This window comes from Pseudomonas sp. BF-R-30 (assembly GCF_019956175.1).
In the GTDB taxonomy this organism is placed as follows: Bacteria; Pseudomonadota; Gammaproteobacteria; order Pseudomonadales; family Pseudomonadaceae; genus Aquipseudomonas; species Aquipseudomonas jessenii.
On the sequence record NZ_JAHBDE010000032.1, the window covers coordinates 36,042 to 54,002 of the forward strand.

The following is a 17,961-nucleotide window of genomic DNA, read 5'->3' on the forward strand; positions in this document are numbered from 1 at the left end:
TTTCATGGATTTATGCAGGCTTTAGCGTTTTGAACCGAATATTTAAAGCCCCCACCGCAATTGAGATCGAATGTCCGTTATGGGGCGATTGTTACCTGTCGCGAAGGGCAAAAAACGACCCATTGCGGGCACTCAGAATGATGCAAAGAGACGATTAACCTTTGTGCGAACCAGAACGATCCGAGGGGGAGTTAAAGGCGACGTAGAAATGATCTGACAATCGATTTCGTAGCATCGCTTGTGTCTGAGTCATGAAACGTGTTCAGAGAATGCCAAATGCACTCGATGATCTCGTTTTGAGGCGTAGCGTTTTCGGCCTCTGGGACAGAGGCTTCAAAAACATGGTGGCGTGTGTTGCCTGCATCGAACTCAAAAATGTACAGGAGCTGATCAACATTTAGCCCGGTTTCTTCTTAAAGTTCTCGAGCAGCAGCTCCAGCGATAGCTTCACCAGTTTCTACTTTGCCACCAGGCAAAGCCCATTTTGACTTCGGTTTGCGAACGAGCAAGATATGCCTATCTCTCTCGCATATGACTGTAGCTCTGACTTTCATCTATTGACCCGGAAGGCATGTCATTAAATTGTAATAAAAATGTCATCTTCAAGGCGCGTTTATCGACGAACGCAGAATTTAGAGCAAGCCAAACTCAAAAAAGTGCCAGGTGCGGCGGTCACTGGTGAGGGGATAACCCATGAGTAACCCCAACCCGAAACGCCAAGGGCCTGCGATCATGCAGGCCCAGTCAGGTTGGGTACACCGCGATGGGTAACCGCTGTGGTAACCCAACAGCGGCATTCTGCTTGGAGCCAGTATCTACGCGGCCTGTAGGCATTCAGTGCGCGACCTATCAAGCGGCACTCGCCTCATTGGTAGGATTCAAATAGCAGGCCATGTCCCGTTCGACAACGTCGATCTCATTTAGCCCCCAGTTTGTCAGGGGCGCGGAAGGTTTGCCGGTCGACGCAAAACTCGCCGCCAGCAGACGGGTCATCAGCATCTTTGCCAAGTCCAGTTGCTCCTGAAGCTCCTGAACCGCGCGATCAGCCTTGTCCAGGCGCTGTTGCAGGGCATCGCACCCGGCAGTGATCTGTCCGATACTGGCCATCGTTTCATGTGGGTCGACCATCACTGCCGCTTTTTCTTCCAAAGATTTGTCACTCATCAATGTGCTCGTTCGCTCAGGTTCAAGGTCAGGCGCGCGCAGGCCTTGCCTCACTGATATCGGCACGAGGGTTTATTCCTATAGTTTTCTATCGCACTGCTGCGCAAGGCGCCGACCAACGGCAGCGTAAGCCATCAGCGAACCCAGCCTAGTTGCGAACAAGCATCTCAGCTGGCACTGGGTTAAGTGCTCGTATCTATAAACGTCCGTTCCTGGCCGATTTCTGCCCGTCGCCAAGGGACTAGGGGCTGAGCAATTTGAGGGGGGCTAACAAATAGCGTTGGTACGAAAGTGGTACGAAGAAAATTTTGTGGCTCTGGAGGCCTTTGTTTGCTTTCTCTTTCGTCTTAGTAGTTCCAATCCATCATCGGCGCGACGGAGAAACGGCGGGAAAGCGGAGCGGGTGTTGCGGTGGTTACGGACATGGGGGATCTGGAATCGGTGAGGCTGGGAGGTGGAGGAGTTTATCAGGAATGGGGCTTGTGGGGTTTGGGCATGCCTCAGGGCGATTGAGCCGGTGCTGGGTATTGCGTTGATAGCATCACGAAAAAGTAGGAGATTTCCCTCAAATCGCGTCCACATTGCCCATATTGCCCTACCTCTGATCACCCGATTAACCTCCCTCCGTCGCTGCAAATTCAGCGACAAGGGTGTGGAAGCCCTTCACAAGATCTAGGCGCATAGGCGCCACCTAAATTTAAGCAGGCGCTTTTTTCATGTCTGCTGTTAAATTATGGCGGCTGTGCGCGGGGCACTTTCGGGTGCGCCGGGTTCCTAGATCCCCGGTCTTCCACACCTGCGCACAGCTGCCACCCCATCATGTGGAAGTGATGCTGGCAGTTCCTTTGGTTAATTCTAGGAACGATAACGATGAAAAAGATAACGCCTGACCCTCCGGAAACCGCAATAGCTTCCGACTCTCTCGATCTTGGTCAACTCTCCGCTGACTCTCAGCGGGTTGTCAGCAAACGTCTACGAAATCCGAATCACGCTGATCCCGTCTGCCATGTGTTCACCATTCTGCCCAACGTCGACACTGAAACGCTCCTCTGTCACGCCTGTGAAACCCTTGCATCGTTGAACGTCTTGACCACTGACCTGGCTTGCAAGCTCGAAGGTTCAACCCGCAGTTTGGCGCTGTCGATTCAACAGTTGGCGGTGGTGGGGGAGTTGTTGGTGAATCGGGCATTGGACAATGTCGATCCGCAAGGTAGTGGAAGTGAGAGATCGCCAGGTGCGCACGGTTCCTGAACCAACGCTGTCCCCCCCCAAAGTTTCATGTTGCCCGGCGCAGACGAGGCATAGGATGACCGCCAAAGGTCATGCCCCTCGCGCCTAACCCACAGGAATCAAAAAATGATCGCAAACCTCGTCAAAGTCTCACTGCTTGCCGGTGCTTTGTTGTTGAGCGCCTGTTCGGGTGTGAGCGCCCATCGTGATTATTCGGCCGACTCGGTGCAGCCGGCCGGGTTTGGCCCGGGGCCGACCAGCAGCAATCCCGACAAGATGAATTTCCATGGCAGCGCGCTAGGCAATAGCTTCGGCGAATACGGCTCAGGTTTGCTGCACGACGATTGATACGCGCTCCGCAATGAAGAAGGGCGCTCCATTGGGGCGCCCTTAGTTGTGCGAAAAAACGATCCGTTACTTGGCGCCAGGCACCGCCAGCCATTGGCGCAGAATCTTCTGGTAGTTGCCTGTCGCCTTGGCCAGGTGCAGCCACTGATCGACGTACAGCTTCCAGGTGATGTCGTCGCGGGGCAGCAGGTAGGCTTTTTCGCCGTATTGCATGTAGTGCGTGGGGTTGACCGCGCACAGGCCCGGCTTGAGCTTCTGCTGATACAGCGCCTCGGATGCGTCGGTGATCATCACGTCGGCTTTTTTATCCAGCAGTTCTTGAAAGATGGTCACGTTGTCGTGCAACTTCAATTGCGCCTTGGGCAGGAAGGCGTGGACGAAGGCTTCGTTGGTACCGCCGGCGGGTTCGACCAGGCGAACCGTTGGCTGGTTGATCTGTTCGACGGTCTGGTACAGCGCCTGGTCTTCGCAGCGCACCAGCGGGATTTTGCCGTCGACGTCCAGGATGCTGCTGAAGAAGGCTTTTTTCTGCCGTTCCAGGGTGACCGAGATGCCGCCCATGGCGATGTCGCACTTGCCGGCGAGCATGTCGGGCATCAGGGTTTTCCAGGTGGTGGGCACCCACTCGACCTTGACGCCAAGGCTGTCGGCCAGGGCGCGGGCCATGGCGATGTCGATGCCGGAGTATTCGCCGTCCTCGGCTTTGAGGGTGTAGGGCTTGTAGTCGCCGGTGGTGCAGACGCGCAGTTGTCCCTGTTGCATGACGCTGTCCAGATGCGAAGGTTCTGCCTGGGCGCCGAGGGAGAGTGCGAGCAAGCCGCCGAGCATCATTGCTCTTTTGATTTTCGTCATTGTTATCGGGCTTTTGTGCTGGAGTGGTTTTGAAAGGGGAGTGTAGTGAAACTTTCACCGGTGTGAAAAATCAACGCCCCTGAAGATGACTCACTCCACTTCCGGGCTCAACGTACCCAGCCACGCCACCAACCCCAAAATCAATATCGCCGCGGCCATTTCCACCCACACACTGCGTCGAAGTGCATGGGCTGCCACGCGATACTGGCCCTCTCGCAACGACCGCTCCAGCAAGGGGCCAAGATAAAAGCGGTTCAGCGCCGCCAACACCAGCATCCCGGCAAACAGCAGTACTTTGATCGCCAGCAAAACTCCGTAGTGGCTGAGTAAAACCTCATCGAGTTTAGGCCCGACAATGAAGAGGTAGTTCACCACGCCCGTCACGGTGATGATCACAACGACCAGCGCACCGACAAGCTCAAATCGCCTGACTGCGTGAGCCAGCAACCGTATGTGCGCTTCGGTTTGCAGGGCCCGGGGTTGCGCCATCAACGCAAACGCCAGCAACGCGCCGAGCCAGACACCCGCCACCAACAGGTGCAGGATGTCCGTAGCGAAATGCCAATAACGGCGACTGCCTTCGTCCATGGCGCCATGCCCGCTCCAGGCCAGGCTGGCGAGGGCGATGCCGCCAGCCGTGGCGGCGATCACCAGGCTGATGCCGGGGGCGCGTGGGTTGAGCATCAACGCCAAACCCGCGACCGCTAATGCAATCATCCGCACGGCCCAGGCCAACCCGACGTCCGTCTCGAACAGCATCATTTCGAGGTGAGGGCGCAACTCGGTAACGTCCGATTCACCGCTCATGACGCGGACCATCAGCACCATGCCGGCGATGGACAGCAGCGCGCCGAGCCCGGCTGTTCCCGTCAATAACCGGCGAAAGGGCAAGACTGTCCCGGATTGCCGTTCCTGTCCCTTGAAGCTGTAGAGCCCGAACAGCGCCACGCCAAACAACAACATCAAATCCACATACAACACAAACCGCAGCACGACGTTGGCCGAGTCGCTCATCGATCATTTCACTTTGAAGGTGACGTTGCCGGTGATCGGGTGGGTGTCCGACGACACCGCGCGCCATTCGACCTTGTAGGTGCCGGCAGCCAGGGGCGCTGCCGGGATGATGAACATGGTCTTCGGATCGCTGCCGCCGCTGACTTTGGCCTTGACCGGCATCGGGGCATGGGCCATGCCGGACATTTCGGTCATCAGCAGTTTTGCACCGGAAAACTGGGTGACGAGGTTTTCGGAGAAGTGCAGTTCGATCTTGTCGGGTGATGCACCTTCTACGCCTTCCGCCGGAGTGGAAGAGAGTAGTTTGGGGTGCGCTTGAGCGAGGGTGCTAACAAGCAGGCCGCTGAGCAACGCGACTGCGATAGCGGTGGGTTTGAAGATGCGCATGCAAGGTCCTTTACCGCTCGAAGCGGTTGTTGTTGGTTTTGGGTGAGTCTGTTCAGAACCACATCCGAACACCGAGCACGAGGCGGGTTTCGCTGCGGTCCTCGCCTTCGTCGTTGGCGTAGTCGGCGGTGTTGCCGTAGGTGCGGTTCCAGGTCACGCCGAGGTAGGGCGCGAATTCCCGGCGGATTTCGTAGCGCAGGCGCAAACCAGCCTCGGTGTTGGATAGCCCCGCGCCGATGCCCCGTTGCGGATCGTTTTTGCCGTAGGCGTTGAGCTCGACGGTCGGCTGCAGGATCAGCCGATTGGTCAGCAGGATGTCGTAGTCGCCTTCCAGCCGCACGGCGCTCTGACCGCCTTCGCCGATGAAGGCCGTGGCTTCGGCCTCGAAGTTGTACAGCGCCATGCCTTGCACGCCGAACGCGGCCCAGGTTTGCGGGGCACCGGGTTTGAAGTCCTGGCGCACGCCGCTGACGACGTCCCACCACGGGGATATGGCGTGGCCCCACAGGGCCTGGATTTCCGCGTCCTCGGTCACGCCGTTGGTGCGCTCGCCTTCGGAGCGCAGCCACAGGCGATCAATGTCACCGCCGACCCAACCGGACAAGTCCCAGGCCAGGGTGCTGCCGTCATCTGCGTCCTGCCATTCGAGTTTTTCGGCGAGGAAAAAGGAGTTGAGCGTGCTGTCATGTACGTGGTGACCGGCGGGATCGGCATACACCGCAGCGCGATCGGCATCGGTCAGCACCGGGATCGGCGTGCGGCTTTCGCTGGGGGCGGCGGGCTGCATCTGGCCCTCGTCCATGCCTTGCATCTGGCCGTGGTTCATCTGGCTATGATCCATGCCTTGCATCTGGCCGTGGTCCATCTGGCTGTGATCCATGCCTTGCATGTCATCGCTGGCGGCCATTGCCGTCGAGGTCACGAGTGCGAAAAAAACCGGGGTGAATCGAATCATGGGGCGCACCTCATTCTTCCACGCGAACTTCACGGAACATGCCCATTTCCATGTGGTACAGGAGATGGCAGTGATAGGCCCAGCGGCCGAGCGCATCGGCTGTAACCCGATAGCTGCGCCGGGAGCCCGGTGGCATGTCGATGGTGTGTTTGCGCACCATGAACTGGCCGTTCTCGTCTTCGAGGTCGCTCCACATGCCATGCAGGTGGATGGGGTGCATCATCATCGTGTCGTTGACCAGAACGATCCGCAACCGCTCGCCGTACTTGAGGCGCAACGGCTCTGCATCAGAGAACTTCACGCCGTTGAACGACCAGGCGAATTTTTCCATGTGGCCCGTCAGGTGCAGTTCCAGGGTGCGGCCAGGCTCGCGGCCGTCCGGGTCTTCGAAGGTGCTGCGCAGGTCGGAGTAGGTGAGTACGCGGCGCCCGTTGTTGCGCAGGCCCATGCCGGGGTCGTCGAGTTTCGGTGAGGTGGACATGGCTTGCATGTCCACCAGCGGGTTGTCGGTTTCCGAGGCCGGGTGGGACTGCATGCCGGGCATATCGCCCATGGCCATGTTGCTGTGATCCATGCCCGCCATGCTGCCGTGGTCCATGCCGACCATGCCCATGTCATCCATGGTCACCAGGGGGCGCGGGTCCAGTGGCGGCAGCGGCGCAACCAGTCCTGTCTTCACCGCCAGGGTGCCCCGTGCGTAGCCGGTGCGATCCATCGCCTGGGCGAACAGGGTGTAGGCCGCTTCGGTCGGTTCGACGATAACGTCGAAGGTTTCCGCCACGGCGATGCGAAACTCGTCGACGCTCACGGGTTTGACGTACAGGCCATCGGCGGCGACCACAGTCATTTTCAGGCCGGGGATGCGCACGTCGAAGTAGGTCATGGCCGAGCCGTTGATGAAGCGCAGCCGCAGCTTTTCCCCGGGGCGGAACACCCCGGTCCAGTTCGAATCCGGCGCCTGGCCGTTCAACAGGTAGGTGTAAGTGGCGCCGCCGACGTCCGCCAAATCGGTGGGGTTCATCTTCATCTCGGCCCACATTTTGCGATCGGCGACGGTCGGCCCCCAGCCTTTTTCGCTGACGTCGTGGATGAAATCGCCCACGGTGCGTTTGTTGAAGTTGTAGTAATCGGACTGTTTTTTCAGCGTCTTCATCAGGCCGACCGGGTCTTCGTCGGTCCAGTCGCTGAGCATCACCACGTAGTCGCGGTCGTACTGGAACGGCTCCGGGTCTTTGGCGTCGATCACCAGCGGGCCGTAGACGCCGGATTGTTCCTGAAACCCCGAATGGCTGTGATACCAGTAGGTGCCGTTCTGGCGCACGGTGAATTGGTAGACGTACATGCCGCCGGGTTCGATGCCCTTGAAACTCAGCCCCGGTACGCCGTCCATGTTGGCCGGCAGCAAGATGCCGTGCCAGTGAATGGACGTGCTGTCCTTGAGTCTGTTGCGCACCCGCAGCGTCACCGTATCGCCTTCACGCCAGCGCAGCAGCGGGCCGGGGATGCCGCCGTTGATGGTCATCGCGGTGCGTGGGCTGCCGCTGAAGTTGACCGGGGATTCGCCGATGAACAGGTCGAATTCATTACCGGCCAACACCTGCGGTTCGCCGGGACTGCTGATTGCCCAGGCCGGCGTGCGCCATAACCCGAGGCCGCCGAAGAGCCCGCCGATGGCCAGGCCTTTGACGAAGGTGCGTCTTGAAGTGTGGGAGTGCATGCCGTCTGTTCCGCCCGTCAGCCTGTTGAACTTGTCGATGAGGCTAGCAGGCGGTGCCTTTCAGCTGGCTGAGGCGAAGATTACAGTTTTGACAGGTTGGGCGTCGCTTACCGGCGTGAAGTGGACTTTTCCCTTGAGGCCACCGTGTCGCCGCTGCAGTTGATGTAGGAAGACGACTTCAGCCAGCGTTGGTCCGGGTAGTAGGAAAACAACAATTGCCCGTCCTTCATCGAATCAATCAGCCGATGGGCAATCGCCGGCCTGACGGCCGGGCAACCCAGGCTGCGGCCGATGCGGCCATTGGCGCGGGCCAGCACCGGGCTGACATAGGGCGCGCCGTGAATGACGATGGCCCGGTCAAAGGCGTTATCGTTGAAGCCGGGCTCCAGGCCTTCCATGCGCAACGAGTAACCGTTCTGGCCGAGGTAACTTTGTTGGGTGCGGAACAGACCGATGCTGGTGGCGTGGCTTTCGTTGCGGTTGGAGAACAGCGTGGCCATGTTTTCACCGCTGTTGCGGCCATGGGCGACCAGTTCGTGAAACAGCAACTTGCGTCGTTTAAGGTCGAAGACCCACAGGCGTTGTTCGGTCGAGGGCAGGGAGTAATCGATCACCGCCAGTCGTTGGGCGGGGGCGACACCTTGGGCACGGCTGCATTGAGTGGCACGAACGGCCAGGGCAATCACTTTGGCGTCGGCGCCGGGTGCTGCTTTGACCAGCGCGTTTTCAAGCGAATCGGCGTAGGCTGACGTTACTGAAAGGCACGTCAGTAAAATGGCAAATAAAAGGCCAAAGCGGTTTAGCGCCATAGTCGGGTCTCATCATGATAATTTCGAGTCTAGCAGCGAGCGGAAAACTAGCCGTTTGAAACGGGGGATTAAGGATTATCCATGGTGCAGTTAACAAGGTCATTCGTCATAAGCCGCATGTTTTTTATGGGCTTTCTGATCAGCGGTGCAGCGTTTGGGCAAGTTTCGCCGATTGAGCCGGTATCTGCGGCGAGCAGCACAATCGATGCCGCGGCGCCCGACGATGCGGTCGGCCAAGCGATTCAAGCGACGCTGGAACCGCTGCGATCGGCCTTTCCGCCGTTGCTCACGTCCAGGCGCCATCAGCGTGTGGATGTCAACCGGGTGGTGCTGGATTTCTATATGCATCGCAACTATCGCGCCGCGTGGACGGATGATCGTGACGTGGCGCAATTACTCAAGAGCCTCGAAGAGACCCGGATCGACGGCCTGAATCCGGCGGATTTCCGCATCACCGAACTGGCTCAGGCCCATGAGTCGCTGGTGGCGGCCATGCCTTCCACGGCGCAACGGGCGATGTTCGACATGGCGGCGACCCGCACGTTCATCACCGCGCTGCTGCAACTGCGCCGGGGTAAAGTCGATCCGTCGCGGCTGGACATTCACTGGAATTTCGATCCTGCCGGCGGCAATGCCCACGAGGACATGAACAACCTGTTCGCCGCCCTCGATGCCCATGACGTTGCGCGTGCATTCGCCGATGCGCCTCCTCAGGAAGAGATTTACCGCAATTTGCGTGAAGGCCTGGCCCGGTTGCGCCAGGTCCATGATGCGGGCGGCTGGCCGAAAGTCACTGAAGGGCAATCGCTCAAGCCCGGCATGGACGGGGTGGCGGTGGCTCAATTGCGTGCGCGTCTGGTGGCGGGCGGTTACCTGGGCGCGCACCTGTCGAAAAAAGCCGGTTACGACGACAAGGTCATCGCCGCGGTGAAGAAGTATCAGACCGAGCAATACCTGGGGGCCGATGGCGTGGCGGGGGCGGCGACGCTGGCGGCGCTGAACGTGCCGGTCGAGGCGCGGATCGATCAGGTGCGGGTCAACATGGAGCGCGCCCGGTGGCTGTTGTACAAACTGCAGGGCACGTTTGTGATCGTCGATATCGCCGGATACAAGGTGGCGATGTACCGTGACGGTCTGCCGATCTGGCGTTCGCGAGTGCAGGTCGGCAAGCCGGTGCGCAGTACGCCGGTATTCCAGGCCGAAATCACCTACATCACGTTCAACCCGACCTGGACCGTGCCGCCGACCATCCTCAAGCAGGACGTGATTCCGAAAGTCCAGAACGATCCGGGTTATCTGGCGGCCAACCGGATTCGCGTGCTGGATCGCGAAGGCAATGTGCTCGATCCGTCGAGTGTTGACTGGAGCAACCCGCGAGGCATCCACCTGCGTCAGGATGCCGGGCCCGACAGTTCGCTGGGGCAGGTGGTGATCCGCTTCCCCAACGACTATGCGATTTACCTGCATGACACGCCACACCGCGAGCTGTTTGCCAAGACAGTTCGGGCCACCAGTTCAGGTTGCATCCGCGTGGAAAACCCCTTGCAACTGGTCGAGCTGTTGTTTAACGACCCGGTACGCTGGAACAGCGCCGGGATTCAAAAACAGTTGGCCAATGGCAGGACCGAGAACATCCCGCTACCGGTGAAAGTGCCGGTGTTGTTGGCTTACTGGACCGTGGACCTGAGCAATGACGGGCGGGTGACGTTCAAGCCCGACATTTATGATTACGATGCCAGGGTGCTGCAGGGCTTGAGTCAGCCTACGAAATTGCCCGCTCTGGACTTGCGTCGCGCAGAGATACCGCTGGTGGTGACGGGGCAGAACAAGCTGTAGCGGAAGACTGGAAACGGGCGCCGGAGCGTATTACTGATCACTTAACACACGAAACCTGTGGGAGCGAGCTTGCTCGCGATGGCGGACTGTCAGGCATCCCTTACGTGACTGTCCAACCGTCATCGCGAGCAAGGTTTGCGGTGTTCAAAGGCTTAACTGACTGGCATTAGCCCCTAAAGCGCCAGCCCTTGCTGGACCACGACAAGCAGATCGGTATCCGTGAGCGCCACCGCATCCAGTTGCGCGGTGGCCTGCTCGATCGTTTGTAGCCACCAGTGTGTTTCACCGTGTTCGTCCACGGTGCGCAACAGGGCGAGTTCGTTGTCTGTTGTGTGGATCTCGACCCGCCCCTCACCGTCGGCGGTGAAGCGTGCAACCGGGTCAAAGGTAATGCTGTGCTCGTTGCCGATGATCACCAACTGGTCGATGGCGTAGTCGTAAGCGTCGCCATCGGGGTGGCTCTCGAAGACGTGGGTGGGGTTGCGCCGCAGGATCAGGCCCGCTTCGGTCAACGGCTGTAGCCAGGTCTCTATGCGTTGATACAGTTCGTAGACCTGGCCCGGCCAGCCATCGATCGCCTGATCCGCGCTGGCCAGCCGTGTCTGTTTCAATTTTGCGGCGAGTTCGTCTGCCTTGCTCATGTCGATTCCCTGTATTGAGGTTTGTCTAATCGTAGCTCGTTGACGCACAGGCCGCGCTTGCCCTGGGTCATGTTTGCAGCGCAGGCAGGGTGCGGACGTTGCGTCCGGGCAGCACCGACGGGCGGTGTGTTAACGCTGGGCAAGTGGCCACCCATTTGTCCTGGATAACCCCGTAAACTACGCCGCCCGAAGACTGAGGGCTTTGGGTCGTTGCCCATGCCTTGCCCCCGACAGGATGAACTTTTGCCCACGCGCTTTAACGACCCGGACCACGCCCCTGGCATCGCATTGAAACGCATACCACTGCGCAAGGCCGCGGTATTGTTCATTGCCACGGTGTGCCTGTGCCTGTGCGGTTTGCTCTACCTGCAACTGGAACAGTCCCGTCGCCACGACCTGAGCCTGGCGCAAGTGGCGTCTTCGAACCTGACGCGGGCCATGGCGCAGCAAGCCGAAGACACCTTCATGAAGGCCGACCTGGTGTTGACCAGCCTGGTGGACTGGATTCAGGTCGACGGGTTCGGCCCGGACCAACGGCCACGCTTGCAGCAGACCTTCGCTCGGCGCGTGCTGGCGCTGGATCAGTTGCACGGCATCCTGCTGTTCGACCAGAAGGGCCAGTGGGTGGTGACCTCGTTTGAAAATCTGCCTCGGGGGCCCGGCGTCGCCGATCGCGAGTACTTCAAGTATCACCAGCAGAACGTATCGTCGGTGGCGCATATCGGCCCGGCCATTCGCAGTCGGGAAAACGGTGAGTGGATCATTCCGGTTTCCAAACGGGTCAACGACAAGAACGGCCGTTTCCAGGGCGTATTGCTGGCCGGGATCAAGATGTCGTACTTCGACCAGTTCTTCAAAAGCTTCAGCCTCGACGACAACGGCTCGATGTTTCTCGGCTTGACCGATGGCACGCTGTTGGCGCGTCGACCTTTTGTGGAGGCGCAGATCGGCACGTCGCTGGCCCAGAGCGAGATTTTCCAGAAGTCCCTGCCACTGGCCAGCTCCGGCAATGCGATGTTCACATCCATCATCGATGGTGTGACACGCCTTTACGGTTACCGACAGCTGGAGGCGTATCCGCTGGTGGTCACGGCGGCGTCGTCCACGGAATCCATTCTCGCGGGCTGGTACGACACGGCGTTTCGCTCCAGTCTCATTGTTGCCCTGGTATTGCTGGGCGTGGGGCTGTTCGGGTGGGTGTTCCTGCATCAGGTGCGTGTTGGCGAGCGGGTCGAGTCGGATTTGCGCAGGGCACAGCAAGCGCTGGAGCTGATCGCCACCCACGACAGCCTGACCGGATTGGCCAACCGCCGATTGTTCGAGCGGGCGCTGGACGTCGAGTTCGGGCGCGGCGCCCGGCAGGCGAGCCCTTTGAGCCTGATCATGCTCGATATCGATTACTTCAAGCGCTACAACGACACCTACGGCCACGTGGTGGGGGATCACTGTCTGGCCGAAGTGGCACGCGCGCTGAAGAGTTGCTGCCACCGCAAGGCCGATCTGGCGGTGCGTTACGGCGGCGAAGAGTTTGCGGTGCTGCTGCCGGACACCGACATCCACGGCGCCATGACGATTGCCGAGCAGATCCGCCGCAGCGTCATCGACAAGCACATCAGCCACACCGGCTCGCCCAATGGCTACGTGACGGTGAGTCTTGGTTGCTATTCGTTCGTGCCGTCGGGGCGTGACAGCATGGATGTGTTTGTCGAGCGGGCGGATGCGGCGTTGTATCAGGCCAAGCATTCGGGGAGAAACCGCGTGGCAACGTTGTCGATGGCCGGTGGCGTCGAGGCGTTGATGCGCTCCGACCGTTGAGGTGCTGTTGCTGCCGGTGGTCTGTCTCCCTGGCCTGGCGGAATTGATCGTCTAGAGTTCCGATTGTTCTGTCGATCCCGGCAGACATCCACTCGCATGGACGATCGCCAACATGTTGATACCTCAAACGTTGACAGCCGTTGCTTTGACCGTCGCAGCCACTGCCATCTTTCCGCTGGCCAGCCACGCGCAATCGAAAATCACCGCCGAAGAAGCTCACTCGATCGGCGTGGATGCCTACATCTATTTTTACCCGCTGCTGAGCATGGACGTCACTCGCAAGCAGTTCACCAACATCGAGCCGGGCAAGGAGTTCGGTAAAGGCCCCATGAACATGTTTGTGAGTGTGCCGCAGTACCCGCCTGCCGATTTCAGAGGGGTGGTGCGTTCTAATTTCGACACGTTGTATTCGATTGCCTGGCTGGACTTGACCAAGGAACCGCTGGTGATCGCCGCGCCCGATACCGATGGGCGTTTCTACCTGTTACCGATGCTGGATATGTGGACCGACGTATTCGCTTCGCCGGGCTGGCGCACCACGGGCACTGAGGCCGGGCAATTTCTGGTGACGCCGCCGGGATGGACCGGGACGGTGCCCGCCGGGATGAGCCACCTGCCGGCGCCAACTCCGTTTGTCTGGGTCATCGGCCGTACCAAGACTGATGGCGCGGCGGATTACGCGGCGGTGCACAAGATCCAGGCCGGTTACACGGTTACGCCGTTGTCCCGGTTGGGCAAGGAGCCTGAAGCCGTCACCGTGAAGGTCGACCCGGCGGTGGACATGAAAACGCCACCGAAGATTCAGGTCGATTCCATGTCGGCTGCCAACTACTTCACTTACGCTGCCGAACTGCTGAAAGTGAATCCGCCGCACAGCACTGACCAGCCCATGCTGGCGCAGATCAAACGGATCGGCATCGAACCCGGCAAGCCGTTCGACATGGACACGCTGGATCCGCAAATCCAGGCCGCGCTGCAAAGGGTGCCCCAGGATGCGCAGGCCTTGATGACCTGGAAAGTGCCGACCCTGGCGCGGGAGGTCAATGGCTGGTCGATGAACACTGACACCATGGGTGTCTACGGCAACTACTACCTAAAGCGCGCCATCGTTACGCAGGTGGGGCTCGGTGCCAACCTGCCCGAGGACGCGATTTATCCGTTGAACATCGGCGACAGCAACGGCAAGCCGCTCGAGGGCGCAAACAAGTACGTGCTGCATTTCAACAAGGGCGAGGCGCCGCCAGTGAATGCCTTCTGGTCGATCACCCTGTATGACCCGGAAGGGTTCCAGGTCGCCAACTCACTCAATCGTTTTGCAGTCAGTAGCTGGATGCCGTTCAAGAACAACGCCGATGGCTCGCTGGATCTCTACTTCCAGAACGAAAGCCCTGGCAAGGATCTGGAGGCCAACTGGCTACCGGCACCCAAAGGGCCGTTCAACCTGACCATGCGTCTGTACGGCCCGAAAGCCGAGGCGCTGAATGGCAAGTGGAACCCGCCAGCGGTCAAGCCGATGTAGGCCTCAGGTCACAAAAAGCGGCCAATGACGGCATGTCATTGGCGGCTTTTGCCTGTCCAGCTACCTGTTCCGCCGCCAGCACCGCCGGTTCCGCCACCGGGCGCACCGGTGCCGCCGCCCGCGCCACTGCCCGGGCCATTGACGCCGGTGCTGCCGCTTGACGAGCCGGGGCTTTGTCCGCGCCCGTTATTGCCCGAGGGATCGCTGGGCCTGTTGTTGTCTGGCAGCAGAGTTGAATTGCGGGTTGCGCCGGGTGCCGTACCGGTCGCGCCAGGACCATCGCCGGACGCCGCAAGCGTGGCCAGGGACGTAGCCGACAACCATCCGGCCATGAGCAGCGAAGTCATTTTTCTGTTCATCATGGTCGTCTCCCGGGATGAGTCGTTACCTGATGTTAGTGTGAAGGGTCACGCGGTTGGTGCCGATCCGGTTGACGAATGGCACGGGGCCTCAGGGGGCCACCGATCCATGGCCAAACGAGAACCCTGTGAGGGCGAGCTTGCCCGCGAAAGCGACAGGTCAGGCAAATGGTTGGCCACTGATACGACGCCATCGCGAGCAAGCTCGCTCCCACACAGCTCTCAGCGTCAGCAAGGCCTATGATCGACCGGCGTGCGCTCAAGGTGCTACCGCCTCAGGGACCGCTGACGCAACCTGCGAAACCTGTCGGTGTCACACGTCAGGCACCTCGTCCTCAGGAGTGTCCGTTCATGAAAAAGTTGCGGATCGCCACGTTCAACGTCAATGGCCTGCGCGCACGCCTGCCGAATCTGTTGGCCTGGCTTGAACGGGAAAAACCGGATATCGCCTGCCTGCAGGAATTGAAGGCAGTGGACAGCGCATTCCCGGCGGCTGAGCTTGAAGCGGCCGGCTACGGCGCCATCTGGCAGGGTCAGGCGTCCTGGAACGGCGTGGCGATCCTGGCGCGGGATGCGCAGCCGCTGGAAAGCCGACGCGGGTTACCTGGCGATGACAGCGACAACCATAGTCGCTATCTGGAAGCCGCTGTCCACGGGGTTCTGGTGGGTTGCCTGTATTTGCCCAACGGCAACCCGCAACCGGGGCCGAAATTCGATTACAAGCTGGCGTGGTTCGAACGGCTTATCCATTACGCGCAGACGCTTGAAGGCAGCGAACATCCGGTGGTGCTGGCGGGGGACTACAACGTGGTGCCCACCGACCTGGACATCTACAACCCGCGCTCCTGGCTCAAGGACGCCTTGCTGCAACCGGAAAGTCGCGAGTGCTACCAGCGGTTGCTGGACCAGGGCTGGACCGATTCATTGCGGCACCTGCATCCACAGGATCGGCTCTACACGTTCTGGGATTATTTCCGTCAGCACTGGCAGAAAAACTCGGGGCTGCGCATTGACCATCTGCTGCTCAACCCGGCCCTGAGTCCGTATCTGCAAGACGCCGGGGTGGATGCGTGGGTGCGTAACGAGCCCCATGCCAGCGACCACGCGCCGACCTGGATTCAATTGGGCTCGCACAAGCGGCGTTGAGTGTTTTCATGCCGGGTGATTGGCTAAATCAATTGTCGGCGGCAGTGCTTGATCCCGTATACATAGCGGCCACTGGCGGAGCAATCCGCCGCTGCGTGCAAAAGGATTGAACGATGAGCGAGCCACGCCTGACCGACCGTGCTTTGTATCTGCAACGCCTGGGCTTCGATGCACCTCCAGCGCCGACCCTGGAAACCTTGCGCCAGCTGCAACTGCGCCATACCGGCGTTTTCTCGTTTGAAAACCTCACCACATTATCCGGCGAGCCGGTGCTGATCGACTTGCCGTCCATAGAGCAGAAGGTCTTGCACGATGGTCGTGGTGGTTACTGCTACGAACTCAACAACCTGTTCCTGGCCTTGCTACAGGAATTGGGTTTCGACGCCCGTGCCATCAGCGGCCGGGTGGTGATGGGCCAGCCGGAGGGCTCCTGGACTGCCCGGACCCACCGCCTGAGCCTGGTCATCATCGATGACGTGCGCTACATCACCGACGTCGGCTTCGGCGGCATGGTACCGACCGCGCCCCTGTTGCTTGATACCCGCGCCGAACAACCCACCCCGCACGAGTCGTATCGCATCGATCTGCACGTCGACGGCTTTACCTTGCGCGCCAACGTTGCGGGCGAATGGCGAGCGATGTACATCTTCGACCTGCAACGCCAGGAAGATATCGATTTTGCTGTGGGCAACTGGTACGTCTCGACTCACCCCGAGTCGTCTTTCGTCAAGCAGTTGATGGTGGCGCGCACCGGGGAGGGGTGGCGACGCACGCTCAACAATGGCAGCTTCGCGATTCACCGGATTGGCCATGACAGCGAGCGGCGGGAGGTGACGGATGTTCAGGAACTGATTGGCCTGCTGGGCAGCGAATTCGGCATTCGCGTACCGGAACAGGCGCAATTGGCACGGACTCTGAAACGATTGATCGCAGCGCCGCAGTAACAGGCTGATCCTGGACATCGCACAGAGCTGAGCCGATTGATCGGCCATTTGTGTTTCAGGGCCGAACACCCGGTTCCATCACCCGTTGGATTTCGCGCAAGGCCTCTGCCAGCTTCTGCTCCAGACCCTTGAGTTCGGCAGGGGTGAGGGTTTGTTTCAGGTGTGCGCTCTTGCCTTCGTTGAGCAGGGCTCGGCGCAAGGTATTGTTGATCACCGTCTGGTAGCCGTACCCCTCGTGTTCTGCCAGTGCGCGGGCCGCTTCGATGACTGCGTCATCGAGCATGATGGTAATGCGGGTCTTGCCTTTGGCGGGCGCCACGGCCCCGCGCCTGGCGTTGCTGAAATCGTATTCGTCTTTCATCGGTCATGCCTCCAGGTACTGACGACGCTCGCTTTTGGTGGCGATGCGCGCGGAAATGATTCGAACGAAATTCGGATCGCGGTGGGTGTACACGACAACCAGCAACCGGCCTTTGGCGTCCAGCCCCAGGGTGATCCAGCGTTGTTCATCATGGTGGTTGTCCTCGATGGTCAGCGCTCGCTCGTCATGGAATACCGGTTCAGTCTCTGCGAGGCTGATGCCTTGGTGCTTGAGTTTGTTGGCTGCGTTCTTGGCCTTGTGGAACTGAATTTCGAATGACTTCATTATGCATACTTTATATGTATGTAGAAGAGGCGGGCCTTACCGATGGTCGCCAGGAATTCAAAAGACTAGTCAGCACGCGGGTGCGGGCGGCGAGGGATGTATTTCAAGGTTTTTGGCGTGGCCAGGAGGGTGGGTGTCAGGCGGAAATGGACAAGTATCCATTTTGTGACTGATAAGTTGTATACAACTCTATAGACATTTGTCCTATGTCTTGCATACAGTGTGCGCATAACAAAAACCAGGGAACCCCCTCCATGAAAACGCCCCATGTTTCACACCAACGGCCCGAGGACGAAAATCTTGGGATCGGCGCGAATATGGCTTATGGCCTGCAACATGTTCTGACCATGTATGGCGGTATCGTCGCGGTGCCATTGATCATCGGCCAGGCGGCCGGGCTCTCGCCGGCGGACATCGGTTTGTTGATTGCTGCTTCATTGTTTGCGGGGGGGCTGGCAACACTGCTGCAAACCCTGGGTTTACCGTTTTTTGGTTGTCAATTGCCGCTGGTGCAGGGCGTATCCTTCTCCGGCGTCGCGACCATGGTGGCGATTGTCGGCGTGGCTCTTATCCACATCT

The 17,961-nt window shown here is 59.6% G+C and carries 19 protein-coding genes and 1 pseudogene; 8 read left to right on the plus strand and 12 right to left on the minus strand.

The features are described from left to right. Positions 1 to 191: 191 nt before the first annotated feature. Both KGB20_RS17090 and KGB20_RS17095 read right to left on the minus strand, forming a co-directional pair. Positions 192 to 554: pseudogene (locus KGB20_RS17090) on the minus strand (NUDIX hydrolase). Positions 555 to 849: 295 nt separating this feature from the next. Continuing rightward, the gene (locus tag KGB20_RS17095) at positions 850 to 1,164 is read right to left on the minus strand and encodes a hypothetical protein (protein ID WP_223532823.1); all 315 of its coding nucleotides are present in this window, start codon (positions 1,162 to 1,164) and stop codon (positions 850 to 852) included. Positions 1,165 to 2,034: 870 nt separating this feature from the next. On the opposite strand from KGB20_RS17095, the gene KGB20_RS17100 reads away from it, so the two are divergent. Both KGB20_RS17100 and KGB20_RS17105 read left to right on the plus strand, forming a co-directional pair. Then, a complete protein-coding gene (locus KGB20_RS17100; protein WP_154910063.1) occupies positions 2,035 to 2,415 on the plus strand; it encodes a DUF6124 family protein in 381 nt (126 codons plus the stop codon). Between the two features lie 105 nt (positions 2,416 to 2,520). After that, positions 2,521 to 2,742 (plus strand): hypothetical protein, encoded by a 222-nt coding sequence (locus tag KGB20_RS17105; RefSeq protein ID WP_150812485.1) that lies wholly within the window; start codon positions 2,521 to 2,523, stop codon positions 2,740 to 2,742. Between the two features lie 66 nt (positions 2,743 to 2,808). On the opposite strand, the gene KGB20_RS17110 is transcribed toward KGB20_RS17105, so the two are convergent. The 6 genes from KGB20_RS17110 to KGB20_RS17135 all read right to left on the minus strand — a co-directional run bounded on the left by KGB20_RS17110 (position 2,809) and on the right by KGB20_RS17135 (position 8,476). Beyond that, a complete protein-coding gene (locus KGB20_RS17110; protein WP_154910064.1) occupies positions 2,809 to 3,594 on the minus strand; it encodes a transporter substrate-binding domain-containing protein in 786 nt (261 codons plus the stop codon). A gap of 90 nt (positions 3,595 to 3,684) precedes the next feature. Beyond that, positions 3,685 to 4,608 (minus strand): copper homeostasis membrane protein CopD, encoded by a 924-nt coding sequence (copD, locus tag KGB20_RS17115; RefSeq protein WP_150812487.1) that lies wholly within the window; start codon positions 4,606 to 4,608, stop codon positions 3,685 to 3,687. 3 nt (positions 4,609 to 4,611) lie between these two features. Then, positions 4,612 to 4,995 carry a copper homeostasis periplasmic binding protein CopC gene (gene copC / locus KGB20_RS17120; protein WP_090454177.1) on the minus strand — a complete coding sequence of 128 codons (384 nt, stop codon included), beginning with the start codon at positions 4,993 to 4,995 and terminating at the stop codon, positions 4,612 to 4,614. Positions 4,996 to 5,047: 52 nt separating this feature from the next. After that, positions 5,048 to 5,950, minus strand: coding sequence for a copper resistance protein B (locus KGB20_RS17125; RefSeq protein ID WP_154910065.1), 903 nt, complete (start codon positions 5,948 to 5,950; stop codon positions 5,048 to 5,050). Between the two features lie 10 nt (positions 5,951 to 5,960). Next, complete coding sequence (locus tag KGB20_RS17130) at positions 5,961 to 7,667, minus strand: copper resistance system multicopper oxidase (protein WP_154910066.1); 1,707 nt, start codon at positions 7,665 to 7,667, stop codon at positions 5,961 to 5,963. A gap of 107 nt (positions 7,668 to 7,774) precedes the next feature. Next, the gene (locus KGB20_RS17135) at positions 7,775 to 8,476 is read right to left on the minus strand and encodes a murein L,D-transpeptidase catalytic domain family protein (protein WP_102668829.1); all 702 of its coding nucleotides are present in this window, start codon (positions 8,474 to 8,476) and stop codon (positions 7,775 to 7,777) included. An 81-nt stretch (positions 8,477 to 8,557) separates the two neighbouring features. On the opposite strand from KGB20_RS17135, the gene KGB20_RS17140 reads away from it, so the two are divergent. Then, a complete protein-coding gene (locus tag KGB20_RS17140; RefSeq protein WP_154860624.1) occupies positions 8,558 to 10,312 on the plus strand; it encodes a murein L,D-transpeptidase in 1,755 nt (584 codons plus the stop codon). Positions 10,313 to 10,485: 173 nt separating this feature from the next. On the opposite strand, the gene KGB20_RS17145 is transcribed toward KGB20_RS17140, so the two are convergent. Beyond that, the gene (locus KGB20_RS17145; RefSeq protein WP_154910067.1) at positions 10,486 to 10,953 is read right to left on the minus strand and encodes a hypothetical protein; all 468 of its coding nucleotides are present in this window, start codon (positions 10,951 to 10,953) and stop codon (positions 10,486 to 10,488) included. A gap of 216 nt (positions 10,954 to 11,169) precedes the next feature. Here KGB20_RS17145 and KGB20_RS17150 point away from each other — a divergent pair, with 216 nt between their 5' ends. Then, on the plus strand, positions 11,170 to 12,768 hold the full coding sequence (locus KGB20_RS17150) for a diguanylate cyclase (RefSeq protein ID WP_411736800.1): 1,599 nt from the start codon (positions 11,170 to 11,172) through the stop codon (positions 12,766 to 12,768). Positions 12,769 to 12,880: 112 nt separating this feature from the next. Then, positions 12,881 to 14,287 carry a DUF1254 domain-containing protein gene (locus KGB20_RS17155; RefSeq protein ID WP_154910068.1) on the plus strand — a complete coding sequence of 469 codons (1,407 nt, stop codon included), beginning with the start codon at positions 12,881 to 12,883 and terminating at the stop codon, positions 14,285 to 14,287. Between the two features lie 35 nt (positions 14,288 to 14,322). Here the strand turns inward: KGB20_RS17155 and KGB20_RS17160 are convergent, their stop codons facing one another. Then, positions 14,323 to 14,649, minus strand: a complete 327-nt coding sequence (locus tag KGB20_RS17160) for a hypothetical protein (protein WP_191628313.1) — start codon at positions 14,647 to 14,649, stop codon at positions 14,323 to 14,325. A 348-nt stretch (positions 14,650 to 14,997) separates the two neighbouring features. Here KGB20_RS17160 and KGB20_RS17165 point away from each other — a divergent pair, with 348 nt between their 5' ends. Next, positions 14,998 to 15,792 (plus strand): exodeoxyribonuclease III, encoded by a 795-nt coding sequence (locus tag KGB20_RS17165; protein ID WP_154910069.1) that lies wholly within the window; start codon positions 14,998 to 15,000, stop codon positions 15,790 to 15,792. Positions 15,793 to 15,905: 113 nt separating this feature from the next. Further along, entirely contained in the window at positions 15,906 to 16,736 is an 831-nt protein-coding gene (locus KGB20_RS17170; protein WP_154910070.1) for an arylamine N-acetyltransferase family protein, read from the plus strand. A gap of 55 nt (positions 16,737 to 16,791) precedes the next feature. Here KGB20_RS17170 and KGB20_RS17175 read toward each other — a convergent pair whose 3' ends face one another. Further along, complete coding sequence (locus tag KGB20_RS17175; protein ID WP_090454198.1) at positions 16,792 to 17,097, minus strand: BrnA antitoxin family protein; 306 nt, start codon at positions 17,095 to 17,097, stop codon at positions 16,792 to 16,794. Between the two features lie 3 nt (positions 17,098 to 17,100). Continuing rightward, a complete protein-coding gene (locus KGB20_RS17180; protein WP_057715593.1) occupies positions 17,101 to 17,382 on the minus strand; it encodes a BrnT family toxin in 282 nt (93 codons plus the stop codon). A gap of 254 nt (positions 17,383 to 17,636) precedes the next feature. Here KGB20_RS17180 and KGB20_RS17185 point away from each other — a divergent pair. Further along, positions 17,637 to 17,961, plus strand: a 325-nt coding sequence (locus tag KGB20_RS17185; RefSeq protein ID WP_317850888.1) for a solute carrier family 23 protein, incomplete at its 3' end; no start/stop codon positions are given.